The organism is Clostridiales bacterium, assembly GCA_030016385.1.
Classification (GTDB): domain Bacteria; phylum Bacillota; class Clostridia; order Clostridiales; family Oxobacteraceae; genus JASEJN01.
Genome location: JASEJN010000070.1, coordinates 1 through 16007 on the forward strand (window position 1 = coordinate 1; position 16007 = coordinate 16007).

At 40.5% G+C, this 16007-nt stretch carries 15 protein-coding genes and 3 pseudogenes; 2 read left to right on the forward strand and 16 right to left on the reverse strand.

Going from position 1 to position 16007, the window contains the following annotated elements; translation table 11 throughout:
* Positions 1–99: 99 nt before the first annotated feature.
* On the reverse strand, positions 100–1071 hold the full coding sequence (locus QME45_12880) for an alpha/beta hydrolase (protein MDI6619542.1): 972 nt from the start codon (positions 1069–1071) through the stop codon (positions 100–102).
* Between the two features lie 460 nt (positions 1072–1531).
* On the opposite strand from QME45_12880, the gene QME45_12885 reads away from it, so the two are divergent.
* Together QME45_12885 and QME45_12890 are read left to right on the forward strand one after the other, a co-directional pair.
* Positions 1532–2800, forward strand: coding sequence for a 2-hydroxyacyl-CoA dehydratase family protein (locus tag QME45_12885; GenBank protein MDI6619543.1), 1269 nt, complete (start codon positions 1532–1534; stop codon positions 2798–2800).
* Complete coding sequence (locus tag QME45_12890; GenBank protein ID MDI6619544.1) at positions 2797–4449, forward strand: acyl-CoA dehydratase activase; 1653 nt, start codon at positions 2797–2799, stop codon at positions 4447–4449. The genes QME45_12885 and QME45_12890 overlap by 4 nt, the downstream gene beginning before the upstream one ends.
* A gap of 17 nt (positions 4450–4466) precedes the next feature.
* Here the strand turns inward: QME45_12890 and QME45_12895 are convergent, their stop codons facing one another.
* The 15 genes and pseudogenes from QME45_12895 to QME45_12965 all read right to left on the reverse strand — a co-directional run bounded on the left by QME45_12895 (position 4467) and on the right by QME45_12965 (position 15743).
* A complete protein-coding gene (locus QME45_12895; GenBank protein MDI6619545.1) occupies positions 4467–5174 on the reverse strand; it encodes a SprT family zinc-dependent metalloprotease in 708 nt (235 codons plus the stop codon).
* Positions 5175–5253: 79 nt separating this feature from the next.
* Positions 5254–5445, reverse strand: coding sequence for a hypothetical protein (locus QME45_12900; GenBank protein ID MDI6619546.1), 192 nt, complete (start codon positions 5443–5445; stop codon positions 5254–5256).
* Positions 5446–5899: 454 nt separating this feature from the next.
* Entirely contained in the window at positions 5900–6601 is a 702-nt protein-coding gene (locus tag QME45_12905) for a hypothetical protein (protein MDI6619547.1), read from the reverse strand.
* Between the two features lie 115 nt (positions 6602–6716).
* Positions 6717–6875: a hypothetical protein gene (locus tag QME45_12910; protein MDI6619548.1), complete on the reverse strand. Its 159-nt coding sequence runs from the start codon at positions 6873–6875 to the stop codon at positions 6717–6719.
* Positions 6875–7999, reverse strand: coding sequence for a radical SAM protein (locus QME45_12915; GenBank protein ID MDI6619549.1), 1125 nt, complete (start codon positions 7997–7999; stop codon positions 6875–6877). The genes QME45_12910 and QME45_12915 overlap by 1 nt, the downstream gene beginning before the upstream one ends.
* Positions 8000–8231: 232 nt before the next feature.
* A complete protein-coding gene (locus QME45_12920; protein ID MDI6619550.1) occupies positions 8232–9026 on the reverse strand; it encodes an alpha/beta hydrolase in 795 nt (264 codons plus the stop codon).
* 30 nt (positions 9027–9056) lie between these two features.
* A pseudogene (locus QME45_12925) lies at positions 9057–9344 on the reverse strand (DNA-3-methyladenine glycosylase).
* 77 nt (positions 9345–9421) lie between these two features.
* Positions 9422–10315 (reverse strand): GNAT family N-acetyltransferase, encoded by an 894-nt coding sequence (locus QME45_12930; GenBank protein ID MDI6619551.1) that lies wholly within the window; start codon positions 10313–10315, stop codon positions 9422–9424.
* A gap of 235 nt (positions 10316–10550) precedes the next feature.
* Complete coding sequence (locus QME45_12935; GenBank protein ID MDI6619552.1) at positions 10551–10898, reverse strand: DUF2200 domain-containing protein; 348 nt, start codon at positions 10896–10898, stop codon at positions 10551–10553.
* A 260-nt stretch (positions 10899–11158) separates the two neighbouring features.
* Positions 11159–11689 (reverse strand): VanZ family protein, encoded by a 531-nt coding sequence (locus QME45_12940; GenBank protein MDI6619553.1) that lies wholly within the window; start codon positions 11687–11689, stop codon positions 11159–11161.
* 37 nt (positions 11690–11726) lie between these two features.
* A pseudogene (locus QME45_12945) lies at positions 11727–11976 on the reverse strand (DUF1905 domain-containing protein).
* A gap of 186 nt (positions 11977–12162) precedes the next feature.
* Positions 12163–12309: a hypothetical protein gene (locus tag QME45_12950; protein ID MDI6619554.1), complete on the reverse strand. Its 147-nt coding sequence runs from the start codon at positions 12307–12309 to the stop codon at positions 12163–12165.
* 56 nt (positions 12310–12365) lie between these two features.
* Positions 12366–13112 carry an exonuclease domain-containing protein gene (locus tag QME45_12955; protein MDI6619555.1) on the reverse strand — a complete coding sequence of 249 codons (747 nt, stop codon included), beginning with the start codon at positions 13110–13112 and terminating at the stop codon, positions 12366–12368.
* Between the two features lie 181 nt (positions 13113–13293).
* A complete protein-coding gene (locus QME45_12960; protein MDI6619556.1) occupies positions 13294–15363 on the reverse strand; it encodes a DUF262 and DUF1524 domain-containing protein in 2070 nt (689 codons plus the stop codon).
* Positions 15364–15549: 186 nt separating this feature from the next.
* A pseudogene (locus tag QME45_12965) lies at positions 15550–15743 on the reverse strand (type I restriction-modification system subunit M N-terminal domain-containing protein).
* Positions 15744–16007: the final 264 nt, after the last annotated feature.

Genomic DNA, 16007 nt, shown 5'->3' on the forward strand with positions numbered 1-16007 from the left:
GTTTTTCATTCGCAATTTTTACCAGTAAAAAAGCTAGCACAACGAGTTAATTTAAGAAGGAAAAGAGCATAACTATCTTGGGACATTTCCCGATTCCAATTACTTCTTAACACTGTTTATTAGCTCGATTATCTCCTTTGCAATAATTTCAGGATGGTATTGGTGGATATAATGTCTGGAATCGTTTACGACAACCTGCTTGCTGGTTTTAGACCAATTCAGCAAATCATCCTGGCTAGATAACCAGGCTTTGCTCGCCTTGCCGAAGTCCCCTGATGTTATAACCGTCAACGGTATATTGTTAATCTTTCCACCCTTGATTACCTCTCTGGCATTTTCCTGGCTTCTTCTCATCTCATCAGTAATATTTTTATTATTGGCTTTAAGAAGTGTGGCCGTCTCATCGATTTTTTTAAGATTCTCAGGTAAGAGCTTCAGCCCGTTTCTCTCGGAATTTAAAAAATCTGCGAACCCATCTATTTTATATAATAGCCTTGCAATACCGAAGTTTATCAACTGCCTTTGAAAACTGCTGATAAATGTTACCGGTTTCGTTTTTGCATAAAACTCCGGATTCCCTCCATCAATTAAAACGATGCCTTTGACCTCATCTGGATAACGCTCGGCATACCGTATGCACTCAAGAGATGCAAGAGAATGTCCGGCAAAGATATAAGGTGGCTTTGCGTCTACTTTTGCCAGTAGTCTGTGAATTTCGTCTATCATCACATCTATATATCTTTTTTGATCGGTAACATCGCTATATCCATATCCGAATTTATCATAAACTATAAATTTTGCATGTTCCGCTATCTTGTCATACAAAGGATAGAAATCCACAAAAGGATTTACGGTTCCCCATCCTGCGGCAAAAACAACGGTGGCATTGCCGGTTCCGCCTTCATACAGATGCATCTTTTTATTATCAATATAGTAAAATTCACCAACAGGTATATATTTTCGGACATCCGAACGCATACCAATAGTTTGATATATATAGCCTGCCGTTAATATAACAACTATTATAATTAAGGCCAGCGCAATTCGCCTGAATTTTTTAATTCTCTCCATTATATTCTGCTCCCCGTCAAACCATTTTTTTAAGTATATCACATAACAGCGTGAAAAATCAGCATTTCCCGTAATTTAATCTATATCCAACGGTAATATTACTAATTTTTCCTTCCTTACTTCAATTCATAATATAAATCAGGCATAAATAGGATTATGTTATTTTGAGCGACGAATGAGCATTATGAAAGTTTTGATAAGTTCTTGGCTTTGCTGCCGCAAAGAATCCTTAGAGCTTTTGAATGTCTGAGTGAAACGAGTTTCAAAAACTCTTGGATTCTTAAGGCTGTGGGCTTTAGAACTTACAAAACTTGAATCTGGCAAATGAGTGTTCAAAATAACACAAGTTCAAATTACGAATCGAAGCCTTCCTTAATCACCTCTTTAACATTTTCCTGTCTCCTTTCCTTGACAGAGAACGGAATACTACATAAAATCATAATAGAAAGGGACTGATGATATGGATATCATAAAAACATTTGGCGGCATGATAGAAAACATGGTACCGAAAAATCCCATGGGGGCAAGACGGCTGCTCCTTATGGGTTACCGGGCTCAGCGGCTGGCGCTGTCCGCTTTGGCAGGTAAAAAGCTGCCGCCATCCAAAAGATATGTTGCACGTGCAGTTATGGACGTAATAATCCGTGCGCTGGCACATCCCGAAAATGCAGCGATGGTCAGCATGTTTACGCCCTGTGAGCCCCTATCGGTTGCAGGAATCACGCCATATTCAATTGAAACGCTGTCCGGATATCTTTCGGGAACAGAATGTGAAAAAGTATTTTTAGATCATACCGCCGGTGAAGGTATTCCGGAAACCATGTGTTCATTCCACAGGATATTCATCGGCGCCGCCGACACCGGCCTTATGCCAAAGCCTAAGTTTATGGTCTATACGAACGTCGCCTGTGATGGGAACATGATAACATTTCCGTATCTCAGCCATAAATACGGCATTCCTAGTTACTTTATAGACGTTCCTTACGAAAAAAGCGAGGATGCGGTACAAAACGTGGCCAAACAGCTCAAGGAAATGTCTGCCTTTGTTGGCGATATGACAGGCAGGCCCGTCACGGAAGATGCTTTGCGCGAAGCGGTGGGACGCAGCGCACGGACCGTTTCAAACTACATAAATTATCTTGGATATCAAAAAGAGCGCCGCTTGCCCGGCGATCTTACCAGCGAGATGTACGCCGTTTTTATGAACCATATACTCCTTGGAACCAAAGAGTCGGAAAAATACAGCAGGATGCTGCTTGATGATATCAAGAAAGCGCCTATAAACAGCGGACTGCGTTTGTTGTGGCTGCACCTGGTTCCATACATGCAGCCCTCTGTCAAAAAGTTACTAAACTTTAACGGCAAGGCATTCATCACGACCTGCGACCTTGCGTATGAAAGCATGATACCCATGGATGAATCCAGACCTTATGAAGCGATGGCGCGGCGAATGGTATATTCATGCTACAACGGCAATCCTAAAGGACGAATCCTTCAAGCGATAAATATGGCCAAGCGTACAGGTGCAGACGGTGCAGTAATTTTTGCACACTGGGGATGCAAAGCGACTATTGGCGCGGCTCAAATAATAAAAAAAGCACTGGAAAATGAAGGGCTGCCTACGCTGATTTTAGACGGCGACGGCTGTGATCCGTCGAATAGCAGCGACGGCCAGATCGCAACCCGCTTGGGAGCGTTTCTTGAAATGTTGGGGGGAAAAAGCAAATGATGCATTATGTATGTAAATATACTCCTGTAGAACTGTTTGCAGGTTTTGGAGAAAAGTATACCGTACTGGACGATATGCCGGATAACTTTGACTTGTCCGACAGAATAGCCCATCCCAATCTGTGCGGATTCGGAAAGTCCGTTATTCAGTCGGCCCTCTCCAAGGGCATCGACAAACTGGTGCTGGTGAATTGCTGCGATACCATGCGCCGTGTATACGACATTATTAAGGACAGTGGAACCTGCAGTTTTTTATACATGATCGATCTTCCGCATAAATGCGGATACTGTCAGAAAGAGGCCTTTACAGAAAGCCTGCTGCATTTAAAATCTGCCTACGAAAAGTATACGGGGAAACAGTTTGACCGGAATGCGTTTAAATCGGCTTTTCCCCCGCTGCAGAGAGTGTCCGGACCGTATGTAGGTATTCTCGGCGCACGCGTTGGGCGCGAAATTGAAGCGATGATTAAGAAGAGTATTCCATTTCCAGTCAGGAACCTCACCTGCATCGGCAATCGCAGTCTGTCGATGGATATTAATGCCCTGGAAAATGTCCCTGATGAAAAGCAACTGTTCATGATATATGCGGACGCTTTGCTGTCACAGCTTCCATGCCGACGCATGAATGACAGCACCGCCAGAAGATGCCTGTATGCCGATCCAAACCTTCGCGGTGTGATTTACCATACCATAAAATTTTGCGACTATTACGGTTTTGAATACTCCGAGATCAAAGACAAACTTACAGTACCAATACTTAAATTGGAAACGGATTATACACGCCAGAGTGAAGGGCAGCTTCAAACACGGATCGAGGCATTCTCTGAAACACTCTCAGGTCTTGAAAATAAAAAGGCAAAAAAAAGGAGCTCAATAAAGGAGCATTTCGTTGCAGGAATCGACAGCGGGTCTGCCAGCACAGACATTGTAATTATGGATCAAAATAAGAATATCGTTGCTTCTGTCATCACGCCTACAGGCGGCAGCGCCCAGTCCAGCGCAGGAAAAAGTCTCGATGAAGCGCTGCATAAGGCAGGCATCGACCGTTCCTCCATTTCCCGTATCGTAACGACCGGATATGGCCGGTCATATATCAGCGGCAGCGACGAGAGCATCACGGAGATCACCTGCCACGCAAAGGGTGCTCATTACCTCAATCCGGCAGTGCGCACCGTCATCGACATCGGCGGTCAGGACAGCAAAGTCATACGGATAGATGAAACCGGCGCAGTCAGAAACTTTGTAATGAATGACAAATGCGCGGCTGGTACCGGCAGGTTTCTTGAAATGATGGCGCGGGCGCTGGGACTTTCGCTTGAGGAAATGAGCACACTGGGATTGAATTGGAAGGAGGACATTATAATTACCAGCATGTGCACCGTCTTTGCAGAATCCGAAGTGGTGTCGCTGGTGGCTCAGAATAAAGCCGTGCCGGATATCATCCATGGCCTTAACAATTCAGTTGCCGCAAAGGTCTCAACGCTTGTAAACCGTCTCGGCCTCAAGGAAGATTTTATGATGACCGGCGGCGTGGCAAAAAATACGGGTGTTGTCCACGCCATTGAAGACAAATTGGGCATCAAACTGTACATCTGTAAAGAGGCACAGCTTTGCGGCGCACTGGGAGCAGCGCTATTCGCCCTTGAATAAACCGACTTTTAATAATTCTACCTGCTGCTTTCAAATATCAAGTTATTAAGCTCTGCTTTAATCTCTCTCCAATCAGGCATGAACTGGTCCATATATGCACGAAATCTTTCATTATGGTGCTTTTCAAGCAAATGGGCCATTTCATGAACAACAATATATTCTAAACATCTCGGATTCTTCTTTGCCAATTCCAGATTAATCCAGATTCGTTTTGCATAAGGATTGCAGGTGCCCCATTTGGTTTTCATCAGCTTGACTCCCCAGGAGTTTACATTTACACCCATCTTTCTTTCCCATTTTGCTATTAAATCAGGTATTTTATCTTTAAGCCGGCTTCGATACCATTCCATCATTACTTTTTCACGTTGTTCTACAGTACTTCCATCACGAACGTACAAATCAATCTGCCTGTTTTGGCTTGTTTCAACCCTTTGCTTTTTATTCGTATATACAACATTCAGTAAATAACGCACACCTTCATAGTAATGGCTTTCACCTGATACAAATTCCCTTTTGGATTGCCTTTCTTGCTCCCGGTACCTGGAGCGTTGTTTTTTAATCCATGCCAATTTAGAAATCGCAAAAATTCTTATGGTTTCATCATCCATCATTATAGGCGCAGCAATCCGTACTCTGCCATAAGGCGGATGCACGGATAAGTACAAATTTTTTATATTTTTTTTAATTATTTCAATTTGGATATCTTCAATCGTTATACTGTTCATATCAATACTCCACAATATTCATTGAATCTGTTCAAACATTCTTTGTGCATAATCTTTGATATCAGTAGGAGAGAGCATCTCATATTTCTCTTTTTACTGTAGAAAAATATGCCCCAATTAAATCTTTACTAATTATTTTATCAGAAATCACATCAATATGCACCAATAGTAATAATTGCGGTATAATACATATGCCCAACAAGCGTTTTGTAGTCTCTGACAATTTATCCAAGTTTGCAATAATTAAATCTACAAGGTCTTTTCCATCCATTACTACAATATCCTTCGATTCGTAATTTGAGCTTATGTTATTTTGAACACTCATTCGCCAAATTCAAGTTTTGTAAATTCTAAGTAAACACTGATTAAATGCATATTTGTAACATAACATAAAAGAATTAAAGAAAACTTTTACAGAAAATTACTGAAAGGTTTAAAACCTTCCGGTTTGTCCCACGACTAATAACCTCTGCACCATCCGGACTGACCCAACATGTAGAGGGTTCGCACTAGCACACAAAATGTACCGACCCCCAAAAGTTAGACCTAAAAATCTAATAATTGGATGTCGGTTTTCTATTGGCAAAATACAATTTTGAATTTAAGGAAAAAATAGTACAAGCATATCTTAATGGTGAAGGGGGGTATCCCTATGTGTTAGCATAGTTGTCAGCGACATGATTTCATCTCCGATCGCAATATTGCTTTTCATAAAAAAGCGCTACTTATTTTTCAGAAACGATTTTCTCAATGGCATTTTGCAGATACGATATGATCCTTTTTCGTTCGGCCTTAAAATCATTTTCCGAAACAAATGCGACCGGATGGCAAATTGTAATATTCCTTTTTTCTTTGTCGACAAATATCGGATAAAACAAAAGCTCCTTGCACGTGTCTCTGTGGTACAATTTCGCGAGATGGATAAAACCGCTCTGAAGACCACCCATAAGTTTCGTACTACCCTGATTTAAGTCAGTCAAAAAAATAGCAAGATTGCTTCCATCCTTCAGTGCTGCAACGCTCTGCTCGAAGGTTTCCCTAATTTTCTTTTTCCCTTTGTAGACAGGAACAGCCTCCGCTGACCGAAGCACACGAATACATAAGGGCTCTATAGCGGTTGCAAGCCATCCGCTAAAAGGCCTTTTCCATTTCAGTTCCTTCTTTACAAAATCCTGCTCCAAATACTTCCGGCACAGCTTTTTCGTAACGACCTGATAAGTAACCCATGGCCTGAAAGAAAACGGAAAGAAAAGCTCCATGACGATGGGCGCATAAGATCCAATATGATTGCAGACAAAGACTGCGGCTGAGCCTTTCTGCACATTTTCAACCCCTCTTACATAATGGACGGGACAGAAGAAACGTGCCATCCGCTTCAGCGCCTTAAAAACAATATGCTTTCTTGTTTTTCCCCATTGTAGCCCCACAATCAAACACCCCCAGTCAGCACTGATCTGTGGCTAGCTAATAGAAGAATTATTATATGTTATATTATAAGCAAATCGCTTTGTCAATGGCTAACGGAGAAGGCACTTCTGCCCTTTACAAACTGATCTTGCCGATAAGAACGCCTTCCTGCAAAAGCAGCAAGGCGCTATCACCTAAAAGAATATCCAATTCGTTTTGCCGCGAACAGCTGGTTGTAACAAAATTTTCAATATCCTCTTCCATATTGTCTGATTGCCCTTTAACAAGCCTCACTATAAAACCAACTCTCCCGGTTTATAGCCGTCAGGCAATTCTTCTTCATTTAAAAATTTGAAATTGTCATCACGCAGTATCGATAAAAATACTCCGTATGGTATCCTGTAAAACTCACAGCCATAATCACTGGATCCGAACCATCTGCCCTCTTTGCTGCCCAAATTCAAGTCTCTGGCAAACTTTGTATGGTTTGAGCAATCATGAACTGCTAAATCCCAGTTTTCTTCATCGGCTATTTTCATGAATTTCAAAGTTAATTCCCTGCTCCAAATCGGAGAAATATAGCCTAGTCTTGCAATATACATGTCTTCTCCATCATAATTGTATATGTTATTCTCATTCAAATGTAATTCTGCGCAATTTATAAAATCGAGTTTTGTGTCCAGAATTGCTTGCTTTTTCTTAAAAAATGCTTTGAAAAACTCAGGAGTCATTGGAGTTTCAATACCTACACTTTTAATATATTTTTTCGCTATTCCAATATTTTCAATAACTTTGTCCGAACAATCGGAAGCACCCAGATTGAAACGTATCTCGTCAAGACCGGCTTCACCTAATGCTTTCAATGTCTCTTCCGTAGCCAGAGTTCCATTTGTATATAGATGTTGATAAATTTGAGCATCCCTGAATTTCTTTATTACCGAATAGTATTTTTCAATTTCCATGAATGGCTCTAAATAAACGTAGGAAACGCCAGTAGGTTTCTGTTGGATGGAAAGAAGTAAATCAATATCCTTCTCATAAAATTTTGTGCCCCCAATTTCCCACATACCTTCGCCGATTGGGGGAATATCCTCCATTTCCCCATAATTATAACAGAATTTACACTCCAAGTTACATTTGTTCGTCTTCCTGATTGCACCCAAACCGGTTCCAAACAGGCAAGAACGACATCCCTTGGGGAATTTGTTTTCATTTCCCACAAAATAAGTTCTATTATCCAAAGTTTTCAAGCCTCTAATTTCCGACATTAACATATTATTTCTATGATCGACCGCTGCCTCAATTTGAGCAAAAGTAGAGTAAACGATCTCTTGTTGTTTTGTCATAAGTTCCTCATCTTCTGGCAACGTTGAAAAAAATTCAAACCATATCAATGCATCTTTCTTTGAAATCTTCACAATTTATCCTCCCCTGATTAATCTTCCTAAAGATTCAATTCAAATCTTCTTGCTGTGCTTTTAATGTAAGTGCCATCTCCGCATGCAATATTTCAGAATAAAAGCAATATATTTTTTCAGCTCCATTTTTCATATCGACATTCTAAGTGGCCACCCTCTTTTTCGTGTAAGGACATATTTAAGTTTGCTCCAAAAACATTCCATAGGAGCATTGTCAAATAAGGCCGATGATTTAAAGAAACTCACAAATCGCTTTATTTACTGCGTCGGGATTATCCTGATTGGAGTTGTGCCCGGCGCCATGGATCATTCGCAGTATACAGTTAGGGTCGCTCTCAGCCCAGGGGGCTGCAATCTTTCGAATGTTCCCCGACCTGTCGTCTGTTCCGCAAAGGAGCAATACAGGCTTTGGAAATCGGTATGCTTCATCCTCATGTAGGCATGCTACAAGGCTCATTATCACTTCAATAAAATCGGACCTCTTCATTCGGGCGAAACAGTCCCGAACGTATTGCTTTACTGCTTCTGTGTTTCCGCATGCATCGGCGCTTTGACGTATCAATGTTTTCCATGGATAGCAGTAAAAAATAGGCTTTGTCAGTTTCAACGTTAGTTTTTCCATAGCCGTCAGCCTGCCTGTGTTTTTTGTGCAATCTATCAATACGAGTTTTGAAACCATCTCCGGCTTGCGGTATAAAATTTCCTGTGCGAGGTTCCCGCCCATGGACTGACCGATCAGGATCGCATTGGAAATCTTATATATCTCACAGAGTTTGAAAAAATCATCGATCATGTCTTCAAAAGTAAACCTTTTATTTTGTGGCAACCGCGACAATCCGTGACCGCGAGCGTCCCATAGCAGCAAATTATAACGGCTATCGAAAGCCGAAATCTGTGGTCCAAACATCCTGTGATCGCAGCCTGCACCGTGCAGAAAAATAACGTAATTCGGTGTATCAGCGGCTCTATGCCAGTAGTGTATTCTACATCCTTTGTTTTCAAATGTCTTATGCTCTAAATCCATCATCGATCCTCCTTTTTGCTTTACCTTGCCGTTTTAATTGACAGATACATATTCATTGCCTTCTATATAAAATCTCCAAGGGTAGTCCCTTGCTTCCTCAGCATAGTCAACTCCTACACGTTTTGTTGTTACTATACTTAAATTCTCACTTTTGCCTTTCTCAACATATACTTCATCGCCACACAAATCCATGCCGTTGAAACTTCTATCTATTGATAACGCACAACATAGTTTCCCAGGTCCGTTGGTGAGACCTCTGCGTTGGCTTTTTGTCAACTGTTCGTATGACCTTCCAAATCTCCTTTGCGCCATCAATTCAATGTAGAGCCTTATCGGCAAAGTGTTTTCTGTTAAACAGTTTTAATTTCTATAATCAATATATCCCTCTCGTTATTATTCTAAATGACAGGGTATTCATAAGCGACTACTCCTTCAACCTGGACAAAGCCTTCCTTTAAATAAAGTTCCTTTGCTCTTTCATTATCTGCATTGACACAAAGCATTACCTTTTTATATTTCTTTTTTTGTGCAAAGTCAAGCGCAGCCCTTAATAACTGCCTTCCCAAACCTTTACCTTGATATGCAGGCAGAATGGCTAAAGGGCCAATATTCATGGCTGGCTCCCCTTCATAATTATCGTCCGCTCCTCCGACAACACCCACAGGATTGTTGTTATGCATCAAAAATAGTAGGCCTCCCTCCAGATATTCTGAACCAAGCACCCGCTTGCGTAGCATTTCCGGAGTGATGGGAGTAGAATTTCCCCTTAGGTTTGAAAAGGCTGTATTCCTTATATAGCACCAATGATCTTCATCTTTATCAGGTTGAAATTCTCTGATAGAATACCCGTCCGGCAAATTCATAACCTGCGGCTCCGTAATTTCTTTGGCCAAGAGATATACATATCTGTCAACTGTAAAATGAAGGCTTTTTATACTATCTGAAAGCTCGCTGTTTGTAAGCGGAACAAACAAAAATACCTTGTCGATTTCTTTTATTTCTCTAATAACTTTCGATAACAAGATATAATAAGTATTCAGATCCTTATCTTCAGAATAAAAAATACGAAAACGTCCGCTCCTTCCTTTTCTATGGTAATCATCCACTATAAGGGAGGCTGCCGCTATTATATTACCGTCTTTTTTCACGATAAATGTGGGGCTTTCCTCATCAGGAACAAAATTCTTAAGATCCTCGTCATTTAAAAATGAATCGTCCACCTTATTTCTATGTTTCAAACAAAACGCTATAAAATTCGCTTTATCATTACGTAGTAATTTTTCTGCCTGCATGTAAAAACCTCTTTTCTTCTATCTATGATAACTATTAGTAAAAATTACAAATCAAATCATTAAGCTATTTTTAAAATTTTTTATCCTTAAAACAGCTTTTAAAGACTCCATCACACTCAAAAATATCATCATTCAATGTTTCAAATGCAATCTTGTCAACTGTTCGTGGGAGCAAGCCAATGTATCGTGCAGATTTATGTCCTGGCATCTTCGGTGGCTTAGGTAACATTTACCCTCATCTTCTCAAAATTTTCTCCATTGGCCTGCCTTTTGCCAATTCGTCCACCAGTTTGTCAAGCCAACGGATTTTCTGCATAAAAGGATCTTCGATTTCCTCTACGCGAACGCCGCAGACTACTCCCTTGATTTTATGGGCATTGGGGTTGGTTTGCGGAGCTTCGGCAAAGAAAATCTCGAAATCAACCCCTTTCTCGATTTGCGCATGCAAGCCCTGCTCGTCATAGCCCGTCAACCAACAAGTGACTGTATCAACTTCTTCTTTCGCGCGACCTTTTTTCTCTGCTTTTTGGACATACATAGGGTAGACTTTTGAAAAAGCAGTCGCAAATATTCTCGGTTTCATAAAGTTTTCTCTCCCCATTCTTTTTAGTCTTGCCCCCTCTCAATCAATATCAGTACAACCTTCAAGGCGACGATTCGCCGTTCAAGAAGAGTCTGCTGTGACTTACCCAGTTTTGTGGCATCCATCTTGTGCGGCAATGTATTCGTCAATGCTATTTGGCTTTACGCAAAAATGGTCTTGTTCCGTATTTTTAAATTCACGACCGCATTTCGGGTATTTCCACATTTCACCCACGCTCCTTGTTATCGTATCGCTGATATCTATTTGATATGCACCCATCGGTTATTTACCAACAGCAAAGTGGCAAATAATAATGCCAAAATGGTGAATATCACGGCAAGTACATTGATAACCTTATTTGTCCTGCCTTTCATAAACTTGGATATCAAGACATAAATGCCAATCCCGATTGTCCCTCCAAGAATATTGCTAAGCACGTCAGTGATGTCGGCTCTACCGATTACGAAAATGAATTGCGTTACCTCAAAGACAAAAGTTAAAGCGACAATTGCAAGGATCTTTTTCACAAAGGGCCACTTAAGCTTAAGCATACAAATATAGATTCCGAAAGGTATGAAAGCGAGAATGTTAACTCTGATTTCGGCAAAGCGAATAACGCCGTTATCATCGAAAGACCCCAAAAGCGGAATCAAATTGATGATTCGCCCTTCATCCATAACCGGGATAGAAAACTGCAGTTTGAAGAGAATCAACCAAGTTAATGCCAGTAAATAAATTACGAATAACACAAGTGTAAGCGTATTTTGTTTTTTCAATTTCAAATTCCCCATATCACTCCTGCTCCTTAATGGTTACTGTTACAGTATCTCACGCCTGCTTGCCGATTTTTGCTTCTGATGCCTTTGCGGATTCCGATGATATAGCACACCGAGCCGTCGGCGTTCTTGACACCCATATTGACGAGACTGCCGTCATATGGCTCTCCGTCAAAAGTAGCATGAACTTTTACTCTGCCTTTGCCGAACTCGACACGGATATCATAGGGGAAAGCCACATACGCGCCGCCCATTTCGGCGGACCGGATGACCGTATCGTAGCTGTAAGTTTTTTCATTCATATCATCACACCTTCCTGATGGGACACCGTATCTTCGGCTCACAATCGGCAAGTTCGGCGTAAAACTGACAAATCGGATAAGATGCCATGATGTCTCCTTCACTTCATAAGCTCCTATCTATCCTGCACACTCGGCCCGGTATCCGCTCGCAGTTGGCATTGCGCAAATCCGACAGGAAGATCATCATCAAAATAAAGAAAAAAACACAGCATCTTTATTCAAAAGAGTTCTTCCCATTTCCTGCTTCAAGTCATTGAATTCGTTATCCGGCCATAGAAGAATGGCCAATTGAGTTATAATAATCAAATCAGATATTGTTGCTTTCCTTAACATACAGTTATCTCCTTGCCTTTTTTACGTAATCGAAAATTGCTTCTCTGATCATATGCTTACATTGTATCGCCAAGCATGTCATAAAATACTGTTTCTGGCACGATTTCTATATCCTGCCCATTGAGCTTATTCTTCTCGGCTTTCTTCTGCTTATTGCTTTTCCCATCTTTGATGGTGGCGCAATAATCGTTGTTTCCGAGAATCAGAAAGTTCGTATTCTTTGTTACATCGTCCTCATTAATCCCCCCGAGGTCAGCTACAATCTGCATTGCCTCTTTCCTCGTGAATTTCTCCAGTTTCCCGGTGAAAACACAATGCTGATTATAAAGCGGACTATCTGCATTAATTTTGGATTCATCACCCTGAATGTCAGCGGCCTTTACCGAATGGCTGCCTCCACCGCCGTGATGAGAATAGGTCTTGATGAAGGACTCCTCGTTCTCATACTGGTTCAAAACTTCTTCGTGAAGTTTTCCGAAGCACTGTGCCGTAGCTACGCAATCAGCGAGAGCTCTGTGCTCATGTTCATTTGTAATACCATACAGCTCAACCATATCCCTCAATCTATGATGCTTCATCTCCGGATACAGCTTGCGAGCCATGCGCATTGCATCGATATAATCATTTGTCATCGGTTTGCTCAGATGCTCCATGAAATTGTCATGCAAGAAATTCACATCGAAGCTGACATTATATCCGACGATAATGCTGTCTCCCAAAAACTTAGAAAAGGCTCGTACTACTTCTGGTGTCTTTGGCGCATCTGCAAGCATCTCATTTGTAATACCTGTAAGTTCAACAATGAAGTCATCGATAAAAGTTCCATATAGCTTCTCCCCTTATTTGCACGTTCGGTTTTCGGTATACACGCGTTCCCGAACCCAATCGTAATCTCCATAAGTTTTCCTCTCTATCTTAATTATTAAGCTTTAATCTGCACTCTATTCGGAAATTATTTTGCCCTATGGGCAGAATTAAAAAAAGTTACTCATCAACCTGCAAATCATATGATTGCTCAATCAAAGCCATGACATCATCGATCTCGGATGTATGTTCAAAGAACACTTCAACATCTCCATTACCCCATCTTCCCAATCCAGTAATATCTTTACATAGTCCTTTCGGATCATGAATTTCCGAAAACTTCATGTTCAAAGAAATGCGCAGTCTCTGTTTTTGAACGACAATATCTGCAAAGTTCGTGTCGAGTTTATAAGCAATGTAGAGCTTCTTAAATTCTCTTTTTACATCTGGTGAAAGATTGCAGATGCGCCGATCAAGCATATCAAAAAGAGTCTTTGTAAAAGCATTTATGTCATATGTATCCAAACTATAATGCTGCGCTGGTTTCTCTTGCACCTTATACGGCGCGAGTTCGCTTTCTGTAATTTCAGGATATGCCCAGATTTGTTCAGCCTTTTTTGCAAATATATCCGCCCGTTCCTTAATGCGCTGTTCATTCCATTCAGTCAACTTAATGAGATATGCATTAAGACGAAGTGCGCTTTCTTTAAATCCACCTTCCATATTCATCTTCACCATAAACGGATTGTCGCTCATCTCTGAGTTATAGGCAGTCAGCGTCAAATTGCCGATAGTGTGTAGATAAGTCTTCTGAACCTCTTTCCAATTCTCGCCGAGCATTTTCTTCCATGCATCCGGCAAATTGCTGTTCTGAGGCATAATATGCTCTATCGTATAATTCTCGATAATAATAGGTGTCTTATTGCCGTAATTTTCCAGATGGCTAAGAATAAAATTCCGTGAGCGCATATTATAAATGTCTCTTGTTACAAACGCTTTAGCGAACTTTTCATTATCCGGAAATTCCTTATAATCATCACGCAGGACAAAGAACGCCTTGATGGAATTCATATAGTCATCTAGCTTGATTTCGTTTCGTAATGTTGCAAAAGTCTTATTCAGAGAATTTGTTGGAATATCACAGATACTTCTGCGAAAAACATAGCTTATACACATCTGGATAATCTCAATCAGATTATCTTCAGTAATAATTCCCTCCGCACAATCATTATGTACTTTTAATAGGAATGGGAAGGCTACCTCCATCCGCAGATCTCTAATATCCGCATACAACGATTTCAATGTACTGTTGTCGCTTCTTACGAAAACCATATTCGTATAATATGTTGCATATGTCAGTAAGTCTGCACACAATTCCCGAACAGAGCCAAATTCACAATTCAGATGATATGCCTTGAAGGTTTCATATACACGATCGATTTTAGGAATACGTGCCATCTTCATTGTCAGATAATCACGAAAGAATCTATCCATGATGGAATCTTGTTTCTCATAATCGAAAAGCAGCTCCATCGGACGCCACATGTGCTCATAAACATACCGTTGTTCTTTCGGCTCCAGACCCATCAGCACATAATTCCGAATAAGATCCGATTCTGACAATTCCTTACCTGTAGAATTCAAACTTTCAAAAATTGCCTGTGCATCATCTACATTTCGATCAAGAGTAATATTAACAATCTGCAGCTTACCGATAGACTCATAAACTTCTGCAGGCTTGAGTTCCATATTGGCTATCTCATCGGCAAAAAATTGATAATTTGAAAGAATGCGAGAAAGGCCAAGATCTTTTATCGGTTTCTTTTCGACAAGGCCGATCAGAATATCACGATCAGTTTCCGTCAGTAGTAACTTATATCGTTCATCTCCATCCTCATATTCATTTTTCAGGAGCATATTATCTATGCGGCGAAAATTAATGGTCTTATCTTCCGGATGAGTTTCTGCATAATTTCGAAGAGCGATCAGCAATAATGTTAAGGTAGTAATTCTCTGCTGACCATCGATAATCATGTATTTTTGCACACCGGTAGGCATAGCCTGTTCAGCAATATTGACGATAGATCCAATAAAGTGACCTGCTTTCCCTTTCTTCTGCATATCGACTATATCGTTCCAGAGGCGGCTGCATTGTTCCGTTTCCCAGCTGTAATATCTCTGATAGACCGGAATTAAAAACTGTTTGTTGCCATTTAAAATAGCATAGATATTTCCTTTTATTGCATCCATACATCAATCCTCCTTCTTTCCATATGGAGCCGAGTCTTCAGCCACCATTTTAGGCTTGAATTCATCGCCATCATATCTTGCAGACTTAGTAGAAAAAAGGACTGTTTTATCTTCCATACCACTTGTCTGTGAAGAAAGTGCCCCATTGGCAAGTACCAAACCGATTTTTCCATTAGGTGCAACAGGATCGTTTTCAAATCCGTCACCTTCGGTTTTCAGTTGCTTATATTTTTCCTCAAACGCAGTTGAGATATAACGCAGGAAAATCAATCCGATAATTACGTTCGATATTCTGACGCAGGGATGTGTCCCCACAGAACACAGGCAGCATCCCATATTTGCTTTTCAAATCCTATATTAGCATTATTCTTTTCTGCCATTTTTATCTTCCTTTTAAAATTTGTTATGTTATACAATATCACTTAAATAATTATATCAAAGTATGTATATAATTGTACTTATTTTTGTTATATAGACTATCATTTTGTTAATCGATAATTGCAATTAGCTCTTCTGATTAAACATATTTTAAATGGTATGTTATCTTCATTATTATACTACTTTTGATGTGCTACCCCATTAAATTGATTCTTCGATTCGTAATATGAACTTATGTTATTTTGAACACTCATTCGCCAGATTCA

Bases quoted from the DNA above. Each gene is read 5' to 3' on its own strand.
- QME45_12880 (MDI6619542.1), bottom strand. From the start codon at position 1,071: ATGGAGAGAATTAAAAAATTCAGGCGAATTGCGCTGGCCTTAATTATA.
- QME45_12885 (MDI6619543.1), top strand. From the start codon at position 1,532: ATGGATATCATAAAAACATTTGGCGGCATGATAGAAAACATGGTACCG.
- QME45_12890 (MDI6619544.1), top strand. From the start codon at position 2,797: ATGATGCATTATGTATGTAAATATACTCCTGTAGAACTGTTTGCAGGT.
- QME45_12895 (MDI6619545.1), bottom strand. From the start codon at position 5,174: ATGAACAGTATAACGATTGAAGATATCCAAATTGAAATAATTAAAAAA.
- QME45_12900 (MDI6619546.1), bottom strand. From the start codon at position 5,445: ATGGATGGAAAAGACCTTGTAGATTTAATTATTGCAAACTTGGATAAA.
- QME45_12920 (MDI6619550.1), bottom strand. From the start codon at position 9,026: ATGATGGATTTAGAGCATAAGACATTTGAAAACAAAGGATGTAGAATA.
- QME45_12930 (MDI6619551.1), bottom strand. From the start codon at position 10,315: ATGCAGGCAGAAAAATTACTACGTAATGATAAAGCGAATTTTATAGCG.
- QME45_12935 (MDI6619552.1), bottom strand. From the start codon at position 10,898: ATGAAACCGAGAATATTTGCGACTGCTTTTTCAAAAGTCTACCCTATG.
- QME45_12940 (MDI6619553.1), bottom strand. From the start codon at position 11,689: ATGGGGAATTTGAAATTGAAAAAACAAAATACGCTTACACTTGTGTTA.
- QME45_12950 (MDI6619554.1), bottom strand. From the start codon at position 12,309: ATGTTAAGGAAAGCAACAATATCTGATTTGATTATTATAACTCAATTG.
- QME45_12960 (MDI6619556.1), bottom strand. From the start codon at position 15,363: ATGGATGCAATAAAAGGAAATATCTATGCTATTTTAAATGGCAACAAA.